Source organism: Albibacillus kandeliae (genome assembly GCF_003116585.1).
Taxonomy (GTDB): domain Bacteria; phylum Pseudomonadota; class Alphaproteobacteria; order Rhodobacterales; family Rhodobacteraceae; genus Albibacillus; species Albibacillus kandeliae.
Genome location: NZ_QEHM01000003.1, coordinates 1 through 19574 on the forward strand (window position 1 = coordinate 1; position 19574 = coordinate 19574).

Sequence of the window (19574 nt, forward strand, 5' to 3'; positions counted from 1 at the left end):
CTCTTCAGTTTGTCATCAATGTCAAAGAGCGTAGAGACAAAACTCACGAGATGCGCCCTAACTTCTCGGCGCGCCCCGCCTGCATTACCTCAGATTTTCTTCCTTGCGTCTCGTAACGATCCGTCCGTTCCCGTCCGTACCGCCCGTCTGGCGCCCCGTCCCGCGCCTCAGCGCCGCCGGTGAAGGGCTATTTACGGTTCACACCCAGCACCCGCAAGAGGCTTTTTGCAGAAAGCATCACATTTTCTTCGCAAACCCCGCAACGCACTGATTTTGCTATATGTTATTCGGCGGATTTTTCACCATGCCAGCGATGCGCCTGATTTGGCCCCAAGAGCCGCGTGAGCTTTTCGGGACACCGGACACCACATTTTGGGCTATCCACAGGGTTACCCCCAAAAGCATCCAGAGTGATACGTGACTCGCGGCGACTCGCCGGGTGAACCGCCCCCGACTGGCCCCCTGAATCGGGCGAGTCACCGGAGAGCGACTCGCGTCTCAGGGACAAATCCGGTCATCCGCCGGAATCAGGCGCTTTTACGCGGCCCCCCCCTTCCCCGCCGGGTCAGGCTTGCTGCGCCCGCCGCCCTGCCCCCTTGCGGGCGCGGGGGATCAGACGGAGGCCGAGCAGCACCGCGATGATCGCGAGGTACACCAGCGGTTCGATCTGGAAGCCCTTGCGCAGCAGGATGAAGTGAATCGCCCCGAGGATGGCCGCCGGGTAGACCAGCTTGTGCAACTGACGCCATGCCGGCCCGAGCCTGCGCACGGAGAGATTGTTGGAGGTCACCGCCAGCGGGATCATCAGTACGAAGGCGACCATGCCGATGGTGATGTAGGGACGCTTTATGATGTCGGCCCAGATCTGGCTGAGGATCTGGACGTCCAGAACCAGCCAGACCAGCAGGTGACAGACGACGAGATAGAAGGTGACCAGACCGATCGAGCGGCGGAACTTCATCAGGTTCACCCCGGCGAAGCGGCGGAGCGGCGTCACCGCCAGCCCGACGATCACCAGCTTCAGCGCCAGCTCCCCCAACTCGTGCTCCATCGACTTGACCGGATCGACCCCGAGGCCCCCGGTCAGCCCAAGGTAGAGGTACCAGAAGGGCGGCAGTGCCCCGACCAGGTAGACGGCCCAGACCGGGACACGGCGCAGCGCGGCGTTCAGGCGATCGACGAGCATCAATAGAACTTCGACAGGTCCATGCCGGCATAGAGGCCCGCGACCTCGTCATAGCCGTTGAACATCAGGGTGTCCTGGCGCTTGGCGAAGAGCCCGCCACCGATGGCCCGCTCGGAGGCCTGGCTCCAGCGCGGATGGTCCACCTTGGGGTTCACGTTACTATAGAAGCCATACTCGCGCCCGTTCGCCTTGTTCCAGCTGGTGGGCGGCTGCTTGGAGGTCAGGCTGATCCGCACGATCGACTTGATCGACTTGAACCCGTACTTCCACGGCACCACGAGGCGCAGGGGCGCGCCGTTCTGGTTGGGCAGCGGCTTGCCGTAGAGGCCCGTCGCCATGATGGTCAGCGGGTGCATCGCCTCGTCGAGCCGCAGGCCCTCGACATAGGGCCAGTCCAGCACCGGATAGCGCAGGCCCGGCATCTCTTCGGGACGGTAGAGGGTCTCGAAGGCGACATACTTGGCGCCGGACTGCACGCCGGCCATCTTCAGCAGGTCGGCCAGTTCGAACCCGTTCCACGGGATCACCATCGACCACGCCTCGACACAGCGGAAACGATAGATGCGCTTCTCCACCGTCATCGCCTGCATGATCTGATCAAAGCTGTAGTCGCCGGGCTTGTCGACCATGCCGTCGATCTTCACCGTCCAGGGCTTGGTGGTCAGGCTCCCGGCGTTGCGCGCCGGATCTTCCTTGCCGGTGCCGAATTCGTAGTAGTTGTTGTAGCTGGTGATCTCTTCCCAGCTGTTCGGGCTAAGGCCCGCCGCCCGCACCGGCGCGGCCATCGAGGCGAGCCCCAGCCCGGCGACCCCCGCCATGACCTCGCGCCGGCTCAGGTAGGCGCCCATCGGGGTCACATCGGCATCGGTCAGATCGTTCTTCCAGCGGTGGGCCATGATCTCTCCTCTCACGCACTCCCTGCAATTACGTACCCACGCGCCCCGCCAGATCAAAACCAATTCGACTCACGATTCGGCGACGGCATTGAAACGTTTGCCCTTCAGACAGGCTTGGGCCTCCGGAGGACAGGGCAGAGCCGCCGCGCTGTCTCAGTCATCGCTCTTGTCGGCAGCCTCCAGTGCTGGCGCCTCTGGCGCGGCCAACGCCTGCAGACCGTCGAGCACTGCGACGGCGTGCGCGGCATAAGGCCCGATCCAACGCTTCTGGACGTCGTGGATGGGGAGCGCGTCGAGATGGTTCCACCGTTCCCGGCCGCGCCGCTCTGCCACCACCAGTCCGGCGCTCTCCAATACCGAGAGGTGCTGCATCACCGTGCAGCGGTCGAGATCCGGCAGCGCATCGCAAAGGGAACCCGTGGTCTTCGGGCCGTCCTTGATCAGGTCGAGAATCTGCCTGCGCGCCCGATGCCCGAGCGCCTTGAACAGGGCATCAAATTTGTCTTCGATTGACATGTTATAATTTTATAACATGATTGACGGAATGCAAGGAGGATTCGGACCATGGAACTGAAGTTCACTGTCGCCGGGCGCATTGCCAAACCTGTCGAGGAGATCTTCGAGGCGGTTGTCGCCCCTGACCGCCTGTCCAAGTTCTTTACCACGGGCGGGGCACGGGGCCGGCTGGAACCCGGGGCCGAGGTGACCTGGGACTTTCATGACTTTCCCGGCGCCTTCCCCGTTCTCGTGCAGGAGGTCGTGCCCAACCGAAAGATCGTGCTGCAATGGGAGGCACACGCGAAGACCGCCACCTGGACGACTGTCACTATGGAGTTCAGCCCTCTGGACGATGGGCGGACCCTCGTGCGGATCAGTGAATTCGGCTGGCCGGAGACAGAGGCCGGCCTGACCTCATGCCTCGGCAACTGCGAGGGTTGGACGGGGATGCTCTGCGCCATGAAGGTCTGGCTGGAGCATGGGATCAACCTGCGGGACGGGCTCTACAAGTAGCCCGGGGGTTGCAGTATTGGAGTGACAAGACATGGAAGCCGGAAAGAACATCGCCATCAAGGTGCCTTCGCACCGCTGGGACGACACCGTGGCCTTCTATCGTGAAAAGGTGGGGTTGCCGGTCGCCCGGGAATTGAAAGACAGCACCGGGTTCGAGTTCGGCAGCCTGACCCTCTGGATCGACCGCGTCCCGCATCAGAGCCAGGTGGATGTGTGGATCGAGTTGTTCGACGACGACCCTGCCGCCGCCCTGTCGCATCTCGGCAGCCCGAACCGTGACGGGTTGGAGCCGCTGACCGACGTGGTCGGGCACTGGACGTCGGACCCTGCCGGAACGGTCATCCTGCTGCGCAAGGAGCAGATGGCGTGAGACCTTAACTCAGGTGGCGCCATCTTCGGCAAAGGGCCCGCCAATTGGCGGGCCCTTCCTTTGTCGTCAAAAGAGATCAGTGAACGACGGCATCGTCCGGACGCGGCCGGTTCGAGGCAGAGATGCGGTCCCCGATGATGAGACCGTCCGGCCCCGCGCTCACAGGCACCACCGCGCCGTCCAGCACATCCCCGGCCAGCAGCATCTCGGCCAGAGGGTTCTGCAGCGCATTCTGGATTACCCGCTTCAGCGGGCGCGCCCCGAACACCGGATCGTAGCCCTCGTCGGCGAGCCAGGTCTTGGCGGCCTCGTCCAGCTCCAGCGTGATCTTGCGACCCGCAAGGCGCTTGGCCAGGCGGCGCAGCTGGATGTCGACGATGGCGTCCATGTCCTTGCGCTGGAGACGGTCAAAGATGATCGTCTCGTCGAGCCGGTTCAGGAACTCGGGGCGGAAGTGCGCCCGCACCGCGTCCATCACGTCACGCTTGGCCGCGCTGGCATCGGCACCTTCCGGCAGCTGGCTCAGCGCCTGCGCCCCGAGGTTCGAGGTCAGCACAATGAGCGTCTGCTTGAAGTCGACGTGGTGACCCTGACCATCGGTCAGCATCCCGTCGTCGAGCACCTGCAGCAGCACGTTGAACACGTCCGGGTGCGCCTTCTCGACCTCGTCGAACAGCACGACCTGGTAGGGCCGGCGCCGCACCGCCTCGGTCAGCACGCCGCCCTCGTCGTAACCGACGTAGCCCGGAGGCGCGCCGATCAGTCGGGCGACGGAGTGCTTTTCCATGAACTCGCTCATGTCGATCCGCACCATCGCGGTGTCGTCATCGAACAGGAACTCGGCCACGGCCTTGGTCAGTTCGGTCTTGCCCACGCCGGTCGGCCCGAGGAAGAGGAACGAGCCCAGCGGCCGGTTCTCGTCGTTCAGGCCCGCCCGGGCGCGGCGCACCGCGTTGGCCACGGCACGGACGGCGGTATCCTGACCCACCACGCGGCGGTGCAGGTCGTCTTCCATGCGCAGCAGCTTCTCGCGCTCGCCTTCCAGCATTTTGGACATCGGGATACCGGTCCAGCGCTCGACCACGGCAGCGATCTGCTCGGGGCGCACCGCCTCTTCGACCATGACCCCGTCTTCCTCGGCCTTCTCGGCCTCGGCCAGCTGTTTCTCCAGCTGCGGGATCACGCCGTAGGACAGCTCGCCCGCCTTGGCGAGATTGCCCTCGCGCTTGGCGATCTCGAGATCGGCACGCGCCTTGTCGAGCTGCTCCTTCAGATCGCGGGCATCGGCGAGCTTGTCACGCTCGGCCTGCCATTTCGCTGTCATCTCGGCACTCTTCTCCTGCAGCTCGGCCAGGTCCTTCTCCAGCTTGGCGAGCCGGTCTTTCGACGCGGCATCGTCTTCCAGCTTCAGGGCCTCTTCCTCGATCTGGAGTTGCAGGATCTGCCGGTCGAGCTGGTCCAGCTCCTCGGGCTTCGAATCCACCTCCATCCGCAGACGGCTGGCCGCCTCGTCGACAAGGTCGATCGCCTTGTCCGGCAGGAACCGGTCAGTGATATAGCGGTTCGACATGGTCGCCGCGGCCACCAGGGCGCTGTCCGAGATCCGCACGCCGTGGTGCAGCTCGTACTTCTCCTTGATACCCCGCAGGATCGAGATGGTGTCCTCGACCGTCGGCTCGCTGACCATCACCGGCTGGAACCGGCGGGCAAGCGCCGCGTCCTTCTCTACGTACTTGCGGTACTCGTCGAGCGTGGTCGCACCGATGCAGTGCAGCTCACCCCGCGCCAGCGCAGGCTTGATCAGGTTGGCAGCGTCCATCGCGCCGTCCGACTTGCCCGCGCCCACCAGCGTATGCATCTCGTCGATGAACAGGACGATCTGCCCGGCAGCCTCGGTCACCTCGGTCAGCACGGCCTTCAGCCGCTCCTCGAACTCACCGCGATACTTCGCCCCGGCGATCAGCGATCCCATGTCGAGCGCCAGCAGCTTCTTGTTGCGCAGGGATTCCGGCACGTCGCCGTTGATGATGCGCAGCGCAAGACCCTCGGCAATCGCGGTCTTACCCACGCCGGGTTCCCCGATCAGCACCGGGTTGTTCTTGGTCCGGCGCGACAGCACCTGCATCGCGCGGCGGATTTCCTCGTCGCGGCCGATGATCGGGTCGATCTTGCCCTGCTCGGCGGCCTCGGTCAGGTCGCGCGCATATTTCTTGAGGGCGTCATAGCCCTCCTCGGCGGTGGCCGAGTCGGCCGTGCGGCCCTTGCGAATGTCGTTGATCGCCTCGTTCAGGCTCTGAGCACTGACCTTGCCAGCGTCGAGCGCATCCTTGGCCTTGGATTTGACCATGCACAGCGCCATCAGCACCCGCTCAACGGGGACAAAACTGTCGCCCGCCTTCTTGGCCAGCTTCTCGGCCTCGTCCAGTACGCGGCCGGTTGTGGAATCCAGGAACACCTGCCCCGAGCCGCCGCTGACCTTGGGCAGCTTCGCCATCGAGGCGTCCAGCACCTCGACCACGCGCTTGGGCTGACCGCCCGCACGGCTGATCAGGTTGCTCGCAAGCCCCTGCTCGTCATCCATCAGTGCCTTGAGAAGATGCTCGGGCACCAGACCCTGGTGACCTTCGCGCATCGCGATCGTCTGAGCGGCCTGCACGAAACCCCGTGCCCGCTCGGTGAACTTGTTCAAGTCCATACTACTCTCCTTTGTAAGCGCCCCTTTTCCCGGCGCCCGCATTCGCAGCACGTCCGGCTCTCGGGCCTCGTCTTCAAAATGGGTAATCCGTCCCGCGCTTCAAGACCTTGATCGGGATCAATCAGGACCCGAGCTTACGTCCCCCTGCCCCACCGGCAATCCGCAAAGGCACTGGAAAAACCCGCCCATCTTGAGTATGCGCGACGCAATACCCCCAGACACCCCCGGAGACACGCCATGACCGACGCCCAGACTCTGTCCGACGACCGCCTGATCGTGGCGCTCGATGTCCCCAACGCGATCCAGGGCCTGTCGCTTGTCGAACAGCTTGGCGACTCGGTCAGCTTCTACAAGATCGGCCTCGGGATGCTGACCACCGGCGGTCTCGCGCTCGCCAACGAACTGATCCAGGAACACGGCAAGCGCATCTTCCTCGACATGAAGCTCTTCGATATCTCGGCGACCATCGAGAACGCGGTGCGCGGGCTGGCCCAGTTCGACCTCGACTTCCTGACCGTCCACGGCGACCCCCACGTGATCCGGGCAGCCAAGGAAGGGGCCGCAGGCAGCAACCTCAAGATCCTCGGCGTCACCATCCTCACGTCGCTCGACCGCGCCGATCTCGACGCCGGTCTGATGAAGGACGGCACGGTGCCCGAGCTGGTGGTCGAACGCGCCGCCCTCGCCTTCGAAGCCGGGGCCGACGGTATCATTGCCTCCCCGCAAGAGGCCGCCTCCATCCGCGCGCTGCCGGAATCGGCGGGCCGCCTGATCGTGACCCCGGGCGTCCGCCCCGCCGGTGCCGCACTCGGCGACCAGAAGCGCGTCGCAACGCCCGGCAGCGCCATCGCGGCAGGGGCCGACCACATCGTCGTGGGCCGCCCGGTCTGGAAAGCGCCCGCCCCGCGCGCCGCCGTCCGCGCCATTCTCGATGAACTTCCGCGCTGATGCCCTAAATTCGGGCACCGGCCCCGTTTAAGACAGCAAATCAGCAGCTTGCGTCAGGCAGATCGGACTGCGCCCGTCGACAGCGAAATCGCGGGCGCACCCAATATCCCCGTGTCTGTGCCACGAAAGGCACAACATCGGCGCAGGTTTGCCCCTAGGTAAAGTCCACGCTTTGCGTTTCGCCCGTATTAGGCGAGTATAGATCTCGAGACACTCCCCCAACGAACCTTTCTTCCTGTGGTTCGTTACCTCCCCCCGCCCAGCAGCGGGGGGCCTTTCGGTTAAGGGGGGCCGTTTTTCTCAACGTCCCGCCCCGAACCGCCTCCGGACCAGCACGCTCTCGCGTTCGTCAGAACCCGCCTTCAGACTGGTACTGGCGCAGCTGCTCGACGAAATGGGCGATGGCGAGCGGATGATCGCAGTAGTCTTCGGGCGACATCAGCGCCCAGCCCTGCCCTTCGTCCCCCAACCGCACGCGGGCTTCGGAACCGCCCGGCAGATGCGCGGCAAAGAACCACGACACGCCCTGTTCGCGCACGTGCCGGTTCGACCAGACCAGGTCCGATACAGCCAGCACCAGCCCGACCTCCTCCGCCGTCTCCCTCAGGGCGCAGGCCTCCGGGCTCTCGCCGCCCTCGCGCCCGCCGCCCGGGAAATCCCAGTGCCCGGGAAAGGGAATATCCGGCCGGTCGTCCCGCAGAATGGTCAGCAGGTCCGCGCCGATGAACAGCGCCAGCTTGGCCCCGATAAAACTCATTTGCCTCTGTTCCCGCCTCTTGTCCGTCACCCACGGTATGGCGGGCGCGCCTGAGCTGACGTATACAGTCGTACCGCCCGCGCCAAAAGCTTCCTTCGAAAGCTCTCGTCATGCCCGCCCTCTGCCGCGACTGCCTGGCCCGCACCGAAGACACGCGCCGCTGTCCTTCCTGCGGCAGCCGCAGGCTGGTGACCCACCCCGAACTCTTCGAGCTCTCGATCGCCCATATGGACTGCGACGCCTTCTATGCCAGCGTCGAGAAACGCGACAATCCCGAGCTCGCCGACAAGCCGGTGATCATCGGCGGCGGGCGCCGCGGCGTCGTATCGACCGCCTGCTACGTCGCCCGCATCCGCGGCGTGCGTTCGGCCATGCCGATGTTTCAGGCCCTGAAACTCTGCCCCGACGCGGTGGTGCTGAAACCCCGGATGTCGGTCTATGCCGAGGCCTCGCGCCAGATCCGCGCCATGATGGACGAGCTCACCCCGGCGATCCAGCCGCTCTCGCTCGACGAGGCCTTCCTCGACCTCTCCGGCACCGAGCGCCTGCACGGCGCGCCGCCCGCAGTAATGCTCGCCCGGCTGACCCGCCGTATGAAGAGCGAACTGGGCCTGACCGGCTCCATCGGGCTCAGCCACAACAAGTTCCTCGCCAAGGTGGCCTCCGACCTCGACAAGCCGCGCGGCTTCTCAGTGATCGGTCGCGCCGATACCGCCGCCTTCCTCAACGACAAGCCCGTGCGCCTGATCTGGGGCATCGGCCCCTCGGCGCAGGAATCGCTCGACCGCGCCGGCATCCGCACCTTCGCGGACCTGCTGCGCTGGGACAAGGCCGCGCTGACCCAGCGCTTCGGCAGCATGGGCGACCGCCTCTGGCATCTCGCGCGCGGCGAGGATCACCGCCGGGTCTCGGCCCACGAGCCGGTCAAGTCGATCTCGAACGAGACCACCTTCAACGAGGACACCTCCAGTACCGACATCCTCGACGGCCATATCTGGCGCATGGCGGTCAAGGTCGCCGACCGCGCAAAGGCGCGCGACCTCGCGGGCCGGGTGGTGGTGCTCAAGGCCAAGCGCGCCAACCACGCCATCGTCACCCGCCGCCTGTCGCTGCGCGAGCCCACCCAGATGGCCGACACCATCTACCGCACCGCGCGCAACCTCTTCGACCAGGTTGCCGACCAGGGTCCGTTCCGCCTGATCGGCTGCGGCATCAGCGATCTCTGCCCCGCCAGCGATGCAGACAAATCCGGCGACCTGCTCGACCCCGGCGCGACCCGCCGCAGCGAGGCCGAGCGCGCCACCGACCGCATCCGCGAACGGTTCGGCAGCGACGCGATCATGAAGGGGCGCGCCCTGCGCTGAGCCCTCTCCCCGGCCCGCCCTGGGATTTGCGCTGGAACTCGCGGCCTTTCCCCGGGATAAGGGCAACGATGTCCACGAGGAGCCCGAGCCCTTGAGCGAGACCCGCCTCTACGCCAGTCACGGCAGCCGCCGCGCCCGCGCGCACGGGTCGCGCCTGCTCGGCCTGCTGGCCTGGGCCGTGGCCTGCGCCTGCCTGCTGCCGATGGTCGCCGTCGCCCTCGCCGCCGTCACCGGCGGCACCGATACCGTCTCCCACCTGATCGAGACCGTGCTGGGCCGCTACGCCCTGACCACCCTCGCCCTGATCGCCATGGTCGCCACCGGCACCTTCGTCGTCGGCACCGGCTCGGCCTGGCTGGTCAGCATGACCCGCTTCCCCGGCGTGCGCCTGCTCGAGATCGCGCTGGTCCTGCCGCTGGCGATGCCAGCCTACGTGCTGGCCTACGCCTACACCTACCTGCTGGACCACCCCGGCATCGTCCAGAGCACCCTGCGCGACATGACCGGCTGGGGCCCGCGCGACTACTGGTTCCCCGAGATCCGCTCGCTCGGCGGCGCCGCCGCCATGCTGATCCTCGTCCTCTACCCCTATGTCTACCTACTGGCCCGCGCCGCCTTCCTGCAGCAGAGCTCCGCCGCCTTCCTCGCCGCGCGCACCCTTGGCCAGTCCGGCTGGTCTGCCTTCTGGCGGGTGAGCCTGCCGATGGCCCGCCCGGCCATCGCAGGCGGCGTGCTGCTGACCGTGATGGAGACCATCGCCGACTACGGCACCGTCGCCTATTTCAGCGTCCAGACCTTCGCCACCGGCATCTATACAAGCTGGTTCTCCCTCGGCGACCGTGCCGGGGCGGCGCAGCTCGCGCTCTGCCTCCTGCTCTTCGCGCTGGTCCTCGCGGTCACCGAACGGCTGCAGCGCGGCAAGGCGCGCTACCATCACGCGGGCCGCGCCCATATCTCGATGCCGCCCGAACCGCTCCACGGCTGGCGCGCTTGGCTGGCCCTCACCGCCTGCGCCCTGCCCGTGCTCTTCGGCTTCCTCGTGCCCGCCATCGCCCTGCTGACGATGGGCTTCGGGTCCGAGCAGAACCTGCTCTCGACCCGCTACCTGCGCTTCCTCGGCAACTCGCTGACCCTGGCCAGCACGGCCGCCGCCGTCACCGTAGCCGCCGCCGTCGCCGTCGGCTTCTTCCAGCGCCTGCGCCCGGGCCGCGGCTCGGCGGCGGCAGGCTACCTCGCCCGCCTCGGCTACGCAGTGCCCGGCGGGGTCATCGCCGTGGGCCTGATGGTCCCCTTCGCGGCCTTCGACAATGCGCTCGACGCCTGGATGCAGGCCACCTTCGGCATCCGCACCGGCCTGCTGATCACCGGCTCTATCTGGCTGCTCGTCGCCGCCTACATGGTCCGCTTCCTTGCCGCCGCCCTCGGTGCCTACGAGGGCGGGCAGAGCACCATCCACGCCAACATGGACGCGGCGGCCCGCTCGCTCGGCCAGTCGCCGATCGGCACGCTGCGCCGGATCCACCTGCCGATCCTCACGCCAAGCCTGCTGACCGCCCTGCTGATCGTCTTCGTCGACGTGATGAAGGAGCTCCCTGCCACCCTGATCATGCGGCCCTTCAACTACGACACCCTCGCCGTGCAGGCCTATCGCCTCGCCTCCGACGAGAGGCTCGAGGGCGCCGCGGTGCCCTCGCTGGTCATCGCCGCCGTGGGCCTGCTGCCCGTCATATTGATCTGCCGCCAGGTGGGCCGCCGGCGCTGAGCCGCCGCGCTTCTTTGGGTCGGAAATATCCCGGGGGAGTCGCCGGGAGGCGACGGGGGCAGCGCCCCCGCGGCGGTGTTCAGCCGCCGTCCTCGTCCAGCGAAACCGCGATCACGCTCAGCTCCTGCGTCTCGAACCGCACCGCGCTGGTCTCGTCGCGCGACGAGTTCGGCCCGAGGTAGATGGTGCCGGTGCCGTTCAGCATGGTGGCCCGCCGGTGCACCGAAAGCTCGCTGCCGTCCGACAGCCGCAGGATGCTCCCGGCGGAACTGTGGTCGGTGTACTCCAATTGCCACTGATGGATCGCCAGCTCGCCGTGGCGGCGCGAGACCCAGGCGTGATCCAGCACGATATCGCAGTCCCGCGCGCGCCCGATGGTCAGGGTCTCGCCTTCGCTGATGCGCCATGTCTGGCCGTTGCACACCAGCTCGACCCCTTCGATCCGGCTGGCCCGTTCCGCCTGCCGCCGCGCAAAGACCACGGTCGTCGCCGCCATGCCGGACATCGACCCGGCATAGACCCGCGTCGGGCCTTCCTTGCCCTTGAGGTGCAGCTCGCCGATCAGGATCAGCCGCTCCTTGTTCTCTTCCGATAGCGTGTCGTAGCAGTTCGCCCCTACCAGCACCTCGCGGGGCTTGGCCAGCGAGGCCAGCCGCGCGGCGGTGTTCACGGCGCTGCCGTAAAGCCCCGCTTCCTGCTGCAGCACCTCGCCAAAATAGATCCCGGCGTGGACCGACATGCCAAGGTGCCAGTCCTCGCAGATCATGGTCCAGGCCGCTTCGAAGGCGCTATCCGGAGTGGGAAAGAAGGAGATGGTGTCGTCGCCCTTCGACTTCACGCAGATCCCGCCGGCCTCGGCGATGATCTCGCGCATCCGTTCCAGCACGGGCGCGATGTATTCCAGCGCCTTCTCGTTGCTTTCCCGCTCGTAGATCTGCGTGGATCCGGTGATGTCCGAGATCAAGACGCAGGCGAGAGGCATCGTTTCAGGTCTTTCTGACTTCGTCCGGGTTGCGGTTTCAGTGTCGCGTACGACTGTGGCGAAAAGGGGCCAGGAACATCCGGCAATAATCCGGGATGGCGCATTCTAGCCGGAAATACCTTTTGGGGTAAAAGAAATTCGATGCCGGGCGGGGGCAGGTATTCCCTACCCTGCCCGCCCGGCGAGCGCTTTCGGCCCGGTTTCCCGGGCCGTGCGAGCCCCTGCGGGCTTAGCGCCAGCCCACCTCGTCAAAGATCTTCTGCGCGGCGGGGATGTTCTCGGCCACGACCGAGAGGTTCACCGAATCGGGACGGAAGAACCCGAGCTCGGCGACCGAGGGCGACAGGCCCACACCGGGCACGGCGGGGTATTCGTCGTTGCCGGACGAGAAGTATTTCTGCGCCGAGTCGCTCGTCAGGTACTCGAGGAACTTGATGGCGTTCTCGCGGTTCGGCGCATGGGCCGCCACGCCGCCGCCCGACAGGTTCATGTGGGCGCCGTAGGTGTCCTGGTCGGGAAAGATCCAGCCGATCTTGTCGCGCGACTCGCTGATGCCTTCCACCTCGGTCCGGATCGAACGGGCGAAGTAGTAGGTGTTCGAGACCGCGATATCGCACTCGCCCGACACCAGACCGCGCAGCTGGTCGGTGTCACCGCCCTGCGGATCACGCGCCATGTTGGCCACGATACCCTTGGCCCAGTCGCGCGCGGCATCCTCGCCATCATGCGTGATGATCGCCGCCAGCAGGGTCTGGTTGTAGGTGTTGTTCGACGAGCGGATGCAGATCATCCCCTTGTACTTCGGATCGGCCAGAGCCTCGTAGGACTTCGGCGGCTCGGCGATGGCTTCCTTGTTGTAGAAGATGATCCGCGAGCGCTGCGAAAAGCCGAACCAGGTGTTGTCGGCATCCTGCAGGTAAGAGGGCACGCGATGCTCCAGGACCGCGCTGTCGACCGGCTGCAGCACACCGGCCTGCTTGGCCCGGTACAGCCGCGAGGTATCGACGGTGATCAGCACGTCAGCCGGGGAATTCGCCCCTTCGGCCTGCATGCGCGCGATCAGTTCGTCGGCGTTGCCCTCGATCCGGTTGACGGTGATTCCCGTCTGCTCCTCGAAGTCCGAGTAGAGCCGGTCGTCGGTATCGTAGTGGCGCGAGGAGTAGATGTTCACGTCCTGCGCCATGACGGCACTGGCGGCGACCGAGACAAGGGCGGCAGCAACAATTGCGCTGGTGCGGTGCAACATGTTCGAGCTGGTCCTTTTGATGATTTCTAATTTCCGAGTATTTTGATCGGTAAACTCTCGGAACCGGCTGTCCAAATAAAATCTAGGTTATGAGACTGACACATTGTCGCCCCGGCCCGGGTCCGCGCCAGATGGCGAATCACAAAACAAAAAGACCGCCCCGAGGGGCGGCCTTTCCAGAACCAGTGTTCTGCGCCTCAGCCCTGACGGGCTTTGTAGCGGCGCTGCGTCTTGTTGATCACGTAGACGCGGCCTTTGCGACGCACAACCCGGCAGTCACGGTGCCGGTTCTTGAGCGAGCGGAGCGAATTTTTGACCTTCATGGCCTCTCTCCTGTTCTGCGGCGCGGGCCAGCGCCTTGTTACGACGGGTGCCGGAAACCGAGGTGACCGACAGTGAATTCATGGTGGGCGATACAAGGTTCGAACTTGTGACCCCTTCGATGTCAACGAAGTGCTCTACCACTGAGCTAATCGCCCATGAATACCGACTGGCACTTCGCCCCATGAACAAATGGGGCGCGGAAGTCCCGCGCCGGTAAGCGGGGTCTATAAAAGGAGTCGTCGGGGTGATCAAGGGCTTTTGGGCAACCTATTTTCCGGTCTATGCTGTTTTCTGCAAGGAGACGGAATGGACCAGCCCGCTTTTCATTTGTTCGAGCCGCGCCAAAGGACCTCAGGCGTCGTTTTTTCGTCCCCACATTCCTGCCGGGCCTACCCGCAAGAGTTCCTCGCCGCCACCCAACTCGACGGTCGGGCGATTCGCTCCTCCGAAGACGCCTACGTCGACATGATCTTCGGCGCCGCGCCCGAACTCGGTGCGCCGCTGCTGCTGGCAGGGGTTCCGCGCGCCTACCTGGACCTAAACCGCAACGTGGATGAGCTTGATCCGGCCCTGATCGAAGGCGCCCGGCGTCATGGCCACAACCCGCGCGTGGCCAGCGGTCTTGGCGTGATTCCCCGCGTGGTGGCCAACGGGCGCGCGATCTACAGCGGCAAGCTCCCGATGGCCGAGGCGCAGCGCCGGATCCAGCACTACTGGCACCCCTACCACCAGACGCTGCAATCGCTGCTCGACACCTCGCTGGCCCAGTTCGGCGAAGCCATCCTGATCGACTGCCACTCGATGCCGCACGAAGCGATGGACGGCGTGTCGCGCGGCCTGCGCAAGGCACCCGAAATCGTGCTCGGCGACCGCTTCGGCGCTGCCGCCGGGGCCGCCGTCGTTGACCGGATCGAAGCCGCCTTTGCTGCCGCCGACCTGACCGTGACCCGCAACGCCCCCTTTGCCGGGGCCTACGTGACTCAGGCCTACGGGCGCCCCTCGCGCAATCAGCACGCCATCCAGATCGAGATCGACCGCTCGCTCTATCTCGACGAGAAGAAGGTGGAGCCCAACGCGCGATTCGACGAGTTCTGCCAGCAGATGCGCCAGGTCATCGCCGAGATCGTCGCCATCGGTCAGATCGAGCAGCCCCTCGCCGCCGAATAGGCCCCGCCCCTAGCGCGGGCCGCCGCCATTCGTCGCCACGTAGAGCCGGACCCAGCGAAAGATCAGCATCGCCGCGACCATGCAGACGACAAGGCCGATCAGGTCGCCGATCGCATAGGTGACCAGCACCGCCAGCAGGTGATCGGGCAGGATCAGCCCGGAAAACACAAGCGACTGCCCCACCGAGTTGATCACCGAGGCGATGGCGCCCACCACGATCAGCCATTTCCAGTTGATCCGCTGATCCGCGTTCACCCCACCCCGGCGAAACAGGTCGATCAGCAGAAAGGCCAGCCACGCCGAGACCGCGCCCACCGCGATGGACAGCAAGATTACGGGCTGCATCACCTCGCGCAGATCGGCCGAGGTAAACGCCAGTTCCGAGATCATGGCCCCGGCGGCCAGCGGAAACAGCGCCCGCCACCCGACCAGCCATGTCGACAGCACCCGAACCCCGTGCGGCAGGTAGACAAGGCTCGCAAAGGCGGTGACTTCCGACAGGAACATCTGCTGCACCGGTGTCACCAGCAACGCGGTCACCCCGTGGCACAGGACATAGACGAAGAAGATGATGAAAAAGCTCTGAAGCTCCGAAAGAAGGGTCCGGACAGAATTCATTCGTGACGGGCATCCCCGCCCGGCGAAGGAAAGGCGTTCGGCCTGGGAGAGGGAATGATCTTGTCCCCCGCCATGATCAGCGCCCGATTCGGTCGCTGCGCACCACGTAGAGCTTTGTCCGCGCACCGCCCGCCCGCTCCAGCAACCCGAGCGCCAGAAGGCTGCGCAGGGCGCGGTGATAACTGGCCTGCGCAATCGAACAGACCAGGTCATGCCTGCGAATCTGGTCGGACTGCACGATGTCGCCGGGGCGTTCTGTCAGCCGATGCGCGGCAAGAAATACGTCGCGCTCCGCTTGGGTCAGGTTATCGAGACCGACGTCGCGCTCCATCTGGCGCAACATTTCCGTCAGCTCGACGATCGATTTCAGTTTGTCCATCCGGTCCTTCCAGCTGGCTCATGTACCCGAGGACGGCGACGGAGATCAGAATGGTGAAAATTGTCTTTCTGACAAATTCCTAGACATCATCTGACTCCGTGCTATCCTGCGAACCCGGGCGACGCTGTAAAAATTCGTGAGTGGCAGCCCAGCCCTTTATTTCAGATATATTTCGCCCCGGTACAAGTCAGGTGCCGGGGCTTATTCGTTTCATATATCTGTCATCTAGGTTATTTTCACGTTAATCAAGGCTGCCGACCCGCAGAGAGGCCGATTTTCGCTGCGTCACCTGCCCGGCGGCCAACCTCTACTCGTAGCTGCGCTGATCCTCGATCACCAGGCCGTCCCGCGGCAGGCTGCCCGGGGCCATGATCTCGATCTTGCCCTTCAGCTTCAGGATATCCGCGATGGTCCGGGCATACTCGGGCCGCTCCCCGCCCGAGGTTTCAAGCTGGACGGTCATGGTATCCATCTCGCCCTCGCGCCGCGCCACCACGCGCGCCTTGAGGATCTCCTCGTGCTTGCTGACCAGCGCGGCCACCTGTTCGGGGCGGATGAACATGCCCTTGATTTTGGTGGTCTGGTCCGCCCGCCCCATCCAGCCGCGGATCCGCATGTTGGTCCGTCCGCAGGGGCTCTTGCCATCCATCACCGCGCTCAGGTCGCCGGTGGCAAAGCGGATCAGCGGGTAGTCCGGGTTCAGGGTCGTCACCACCACTTCGCCCACCTCGCCGGGCGCGACCGGATCGCCGGTGCCCGGGGTCACGATCTCGACGATCACATGCTCGTCGGCGATCATCCCCTCCAGCGCGTCGGTCTCGTAGGCAATGTTCCCGATATCCGCCGTGGCATAGGACTGCAGGCAGAAGATACCGCGATCCGCGTACTCCGCCCGCAGGCTCGGGAACAGCGCGCCACCCCCGACCGTGGCCTTGGTGATCCCCAGTGTCACGCCCATGGTATCGGCCTTGTCGAGGATGACCTTCAGGTAATCCGGGGTCCCCGCATAGGCGGTCGTGCCCACGTCGCGCGCCGCCGTCACCTGCAACTCGGTCTGGCCCGTTCCCGCCGGAAGCACGGCCGCCCCCACCGCGCGGGCGCCATTCTCGAACAGCATCCCCGCCGGGGTCAGGTGATAGCCAAAGCAGTTCTGGACGATATCGCCCTTGCCGATGCCCGCCGCGTGCAGCACCCGCCCGAACCGCCACCAGTCGCGGTCGATGCCACCCGGCTCGTAGATCGGGCCCGGCGACTGGAAGATATGCGCGAACCCCGAGGCCGGCCGCACCGTGAAGCCGCCAAACGGCGGGTTGGCCGCCTGCGCCTTGCCCAGTTCCGACTTGCGCAGCACCGGCAGCGCAGCGAGATCCGCAACCGAAGTGATCTTGGCCGGGTCGACGTCGGCAAGCGACTTGGCATAGCCCGGCAGGGCCTTGGCACGGGCAATCTGCTCCGGCAGCAACCGCGCGATATCGGCGGCGCGCTCGTCGTCGGAGCGGGTTTCGAGGTCATCGTAAAAGCGGGTCATGGCCAAATTCCTTGAGGTCATCCTTCCGTCGTCAGCGCACGCGCGTCAGCTGAGCCAGCGCTTGCGGCGGCGGTAGGAACGCACATCCCGAAAGGACTTGCGGCCTTCGTCGGACATGCCGAGGTAAAATTCCTTAACGTCGGGGTTCTCGCGCAGGTCCTGTGCCGGTCCATCCATGACCACGCGCCCCGATTCCAGAATGTATCCGTAATGGGCGAAACGCAGTGCCACGTTGGTGTTCTGCTCGGCCAGCAGGAAGCTAACGCCTTCCTGCTCGTTCAGGTCCTTCACGATCCCGAAAATCTCTTCCACCAGCTGCGGCGCCAGCCCCATGCTCGGCTCGTCCAGCAGGATGGTCTCGGGCTTGGCCATCATCGCGCGCCCGATGGCGCACATCTGTTGCTCGCCACCCGAGGTATAGCCCGCCTGGCTCTTCCGGCGCTCCTTGAGGCGCGGAAAGTAGGCGTAAACCTTCTCCAGCATCTCGGCCATCTCGGCCTTGCCGGTGGTCCGGGTGTAATACCCCGTCAGCAGGTTTTCCTCGACCGTCAGGTGCTCGAAGCAGTGGCGGCCCTCCATCACCTGGATCACGCCCTTGCGCACGATCTGCGCCGGGTCTTCGTGCTGGACGGAATCGCCGCGATAGCGGATCGACCCCTTGGTGACTTCGCCCCGCTCCGAGGCCAGCAGCCCCGAGATCGCCTTCAGCGTCGTCGTCTTGCCCGCGCCGTTGCCGCCCAGCAGGGCGATGATCCCACCCTTGGGCACCTTCAGGCTGACACCCTTCAGCACGAGGATCACGTGGTTGTAGATCACCTCGATGTTGTTGACCTCCAGCAGTGTCTCCTGCGTGGCGTCGACCGTATTGGCAGCGTCCAGCATCGCGAACCTTCCTCACACCTGCCCCGGCTTCCGGGGCCTTGCCTGTTCGGCGCGGCGGCTGTCCCGCCGCGCCGGTTGTCATGTTACCGGGATCAGTTGCAGCCCGGGGTGATGTTGTTCTCCTTGGCGTAGGCCTCGGAGTCCTCGGCGATCAGCGGCTGCAGCACGTCCTCGTCGGGCGAGATGTAGTCCGTGATCATGTTCCACTGCTTGGCTTTCGCATCCCACTGGACGATGGCACCCAGGCCGTCGCCGCCGTGGTTCTCGCAGCTCACCTTGAACTCGGGGCCGAAGTTCGGCAGCCCCAGTTCGGCCATCTTGGCCTCGGTGATTTCCAGCGCTTCCATCCCGTCGCGCATCTGCGCCGGCGTGATGTCCTTGGTGCCGCTCAGCTCCTGCGCGGTCTTCGCCGCCTCGGCTGCCAGCATCGCCGCGTAGAGACCGCGGTTGTAGAGCGCGGTGCCGACCTGATCGCCCGCACCAGCCGCCTTGCCGGCGTCAAGCACGTAGGTCTTCAGGTCGCCGAACAGGGGATAGTCGCTGCCGACGTTGTGGAAGGTCAGCGCCTTGTAGCCGTCTGCGCCTTCGCCTGCCGGGATCACGTCATTCTCGGAACCCGACCACCAGATGCCGATGAAGTGGTCCATCGGGAAACGGATGTTCACGGCTTCCTGGATCGCGACCGAGTTCATCACGCCCCAGCCCCACATGATCACGTAGTCCGGGCGGTCACGGCGCACCTGAAGCCACTGCGACTTCTGCTCCTGGCCCGGATGGTCAACCGGCAGCAGGATCAGTTCGTAGCCGTGCTTCTTCGCCAGTTCCTCCAGCGTGCGGATCGGCTCCTTGCCGTAGGCCGAGTTGTGGTAGACCAGCGCGATCTTCTTGCCTTCGAGGCTGTCGCCATTCTCGCTCAGCAGGTACTTGATCGCGACCGAGGCGCCGTCCCAGTAGTTGGCCGGGTAGTTGAAGATGTAGTTGAAGACCGAGCCGTTCTTGGCCGAGGTCCGGCCGTAGCCCATCGAGTGCATCGGGATGCCGTCAGCGGTGACCTTGGGGATCAGCTGATAGGTGATGCCGGTCGACAGCGGCTGGTACAGCAGCGAGCCTTCGCCCTTGGTCGACTCGTAGCACTCGACGCCCTTCTCGGTGTTGTAGCCGGTCTCGCATTCGATGACCTTTGCCTTGACCCCGCCGATACCGCCGTCCCGCTCGTTCAGCAGGGTGAAGTAGTCGGCATAGCCGTCCGCGAAGGGGATACCGTTCGCGGCATAGGGGCCGGTGCGGTAGCTCAGCGAGGGGAACACGAGGTCCGCCATCGCCGGCCCTGCGGCCATCAGGGCGCCCAGCGCCAGTGTCGTCAGTTTCAGTTTCATCGGGTGTTTTCCTCCCTAGATATCGGTCCGATGGTGAAACGGGGTTTCACCCCCGGTTGTCGTTGAGCCGCCCCGCTAGGGGC

The 19574-nt window shown here is 65.3% G+C and carries 19 protein-coding genes and 1 tRNA gene; 6 read left to right on the forward strand and 14 right to left on the reverse strand.

The annotated features are described in order from the left end of the window. Positions 1 to 565: 565 nt before the first annotated feature. The 3 genes from msrQ to DDT93_RS05955 form a co-directional block, all read right to left on the reverse strand. A complete protein-coding gene (gene msrQ / locus DDT93_RS05945; RefSeq protein WP_109464905.1) occupies positions 566 to 1186 on the reverse strand; it encodes a protein-methionine-sulfoxide reductase heme-binding subunit MsrQ in 621 nt (206 codons plus the stop codon). Then, a complete protein-coding gene (msrP, locus tag DDT93_RS05950) occupies positions 1186 to 2082 on the reverse strand; it encodes a protein-methionine-sulfoxide reductase catalytic subunit MsrP (RefSeq protein ID WP_109464906.1) in 897 nt (298 codons plus the stop codon). Before msrP ends, msrQ begins: the two co-directional genes overlap by 1 nt. Before the next feature lie 153 nt (positions 2083 to 2235). Next, positions 2236 to 2598 carry an ArsR/SmtB family transcription factor gene (locus DDT93_RS05955; RefSeq protein ID WP_109464907.1) on the reverse strand — a complete coding sequence of 121 codons (363 nt, stop codon included), beginning with the start codon at positions 2596 to 2598 and terminating at the stop codon, positions 2236 to 2238. Positions 2599 to 2646: 48 nt separating this feature from the next. Here DDT93_RS05955 and DDT93_RS05960 point away from each other — a divergent pair, with 48 nt between their 5' ends. Continuing rightward, positions 2647 to 3093: an SRPBCC family protein gene (locus DDT93_RS05960; RefSeq protein WP_109464908.1), complete on the forward strand. Its 447-nt coding sequence runs from the start codon at positions 2647 to 2649 to the stop codon at positions 3091 to 3093. Between the two features lie 31 nt (positions 3094 to 3124). Then, a complete protein-coding gene (locus DDT93_RS05965; protein WP_109464909.1) occupies positions 3125 to 3463 on the forward strand; it encodes a hypothetical protein in 339 nt (112 codons plus the stop codon). 76 nt (positions 3464 to 3539) lie between these two features. On the opposite strand, the gene clpB is transcribed toward DDT93_RS05965, so the two are convergent. Beyond that, positions 3540 to 6158, reverse strand: coding sequence for an ATP-dependent chaperone ClpB (clpB, locus tag DDT93_RS05970; protein WP_109464910.1), 2619 nt, complete (start codon positions 6156 to 6158; stop codon positions 3540 to 3542). A gap of 237 nt (positions 6159 to 6395) precedes the next feature. On the opposite strand from clpB, the gene pyrF reads away from it, so the two are divergent. Continuing rightward, positions 6396 to 7106, forward strand: a complete 711-nt coding sequence (gene pyrF, locus DDT93_RS05975) for an orotidine-5'-phosphate decarboxylase (protein WP_109464911.1) — start codon at positions 6396 to 6398, stop codon at positions 7104 to 7106. 349 nt (positions 7107 to 7455) lie between these two features. Here the strand turns inward: pyrF and DDT93_RS05980 are convergent, their stop codons facing one another. Continuing rightward, positions 7456 to 7863, reverse strand: coding sequence for an NUDIX hydrolase (locus DDT93_RS05980; protein ID WP_109464912.1), 408 nt, complete (start codon positions 7861 to 7863; stop codon positions 7456 to 7458). 110 nt (positions 7864 to 7973) lie between these two features. Between DDT93_RS05980 and DDT93_RS05985 the strand changes: the two genes are divergently transcribed. Together DDT93_RS05985 and DDT93_RS05990 are read left to right on the forward strand one after the other, a co-directional pair. Beyond that, positions 7974 to 9227 carry a DNA polymerase IV gene (locus DDT93_RS05985; protein WP_109464913.1) on the forward strand — a complete coding sequence of 418 codons (1254 nt, stop codon included), beginning with the start codon at positions 7974 to 7976 and terminating at the stop codon, positions 9225 to 9227. A 91-nt stretch (positions 9228 to 9318) separates the two neighbouring features. Further along, positions 9319 to 10989: an ABC transporter permease gene (locus DDT93_RS05990; protein WP_198654796.1), complete on the forward strand. Its 1671-nt coding sequence runs from the start codon at positions 9319 to 9321 to the stop codon at positions 10987 to 10989. Positions 10990 to 11068: 79 nt separating this feature from the next. On the opposite strand, the gene DDT93_RS05995 is transcribed toward DDT93_RS05990, so the two are convergent. The 4 genes from DDT93_RS05995 to DDT93_RS06010 form a co-directional block, all read right to left on the reverse strand. Next, positions 11069 to 11971, reverse strand: a complete 903-nt coding sequence (locus DDT93_RS05995; RefSeq protein ID WP_109464914.1) for an adenylate/guanylate cyclase domain-containing protein — start codon at positions 11969 to 11971, stop codon at positions 11069 to 11071. 229 nt (positions 11972 to 12200) lie between these two features. Further along, entirely contained in the window at positions 12201 to 13217 is a 1017-nt protein-coding gene (locus tag DDT93_RS06000) for a Fe(3+) ABC transporter substrate-binding protein (protein WP_109464915.1), read from the reverse strand. A 197-nt stretch (positions 13218 to 13414) separates the two neighbouring features. Further along, positions 13415 to 13540 (reverse strand): type B 50S ribosomal protein L36, encoded by a 126-nt coding sequence (ykgO, locus tag DDT93_RS06005; protein WP_109464916.1) that lies wholly within the window; start codon positions 13538 to 13540, stop codon positions 13415 to 13417. Positions 13541 to 13621: 81 nt separating this feature from the next. Then, positions 13622 to 13696: transfer RNA gene (locus DDT93_RS06010), tRNA-Val, on the reverse strand. Positions 13697 to 13847: 151 nt separating this feature from the next. Between DDT93_RS06010 and DDT93_RS06015 the strand changes: the two genes are divergently transcribed. Beyond that, positions 13848 to 14708 (forward strand): N-formylglutamate amidohydrolase, encoded by an 861-nt coding sequence (locus DDT93_RS06015; protein ID WP_109464917.1) that lies wholly within the window; start codon positions 13848 to 13850, stop codon positions 14706 to 14708. A gap of 9 nt (positions 14709 to 14717) precedes the next feature. Here the strand turns inward: DDT93_RS06015 and DDT93_RS06020 are convergent, their stop codons facing one another. The 5 genes from DDT93_RS06020 to DDT93_RS06040 all read right to left on the reverse strand — a co-directional run bounded on the left by DDT93_RS06020 (position 14718) and on the right by DDT93_RS06040 (position 19491). Next, positions 14718 to 15326 carry a hypothetical protein gene (locus tag DDT93_RS06020; protein WP_109464918.1) on the reverse strand — a complete coding sequence of 203 codons (609 nt, stop codon included), beginning with the start codon at positions 15324 to 15326 and terminating at the stop codon, positions 14718 to 14720. Positions 15327 to 15402: 76 nt separating this feature from the next. After that, positions 15403 to 15705: a hypothetical protein gene (locus DDT93_RS06025; protein WP_109464919.1), complete on the reverse strand. Its 303-nt coding sequence runs from the start codon at positions 15703 to 15705 to the stop codon at positions 15403 to 15405. Positions 15706 to 16012: 307 nt separating this feature from the next. Then, the gene (locus DDT93_RS06030; protein ID WP_109464920.1) at positions 16013 to 17233 is read right to left on the reverse strand and encodes a phenylacetate--CoA ligase family protein; all 1221 of its coding nucleotides are present in this window, start codon (positions 17231 to 17233) and stop codon (positions 16013 to 16015) included. Positions 17234 to 17278: 45 nt separating this feature from the next. Beyond that, complete coding sequence (locus DDT93_RS06035) at positions 17279 to 18115, reverse strand: ABC transporter ATP-binding protein (protein WP_109464921.1); 837 nt, start codon at positions 18113 to 18115, stop codon at positions 17279 to 17281. 92 nt (positions 18116 to 18207) lie between these two features. Then, on the reverse strand, positions 18208 to 19491 hold the full coding sequence (locus DDT93_RS06040) for an ABC transporter substrate-binding protein (protein WP_109464922.1): 1284 nt from the start codon (positions 19489 to 19491) through the stop codon (positions 18208 to 18210). Between the last annotated feature and the right edge of the window lie 83 nt (positions 19492 to 19574).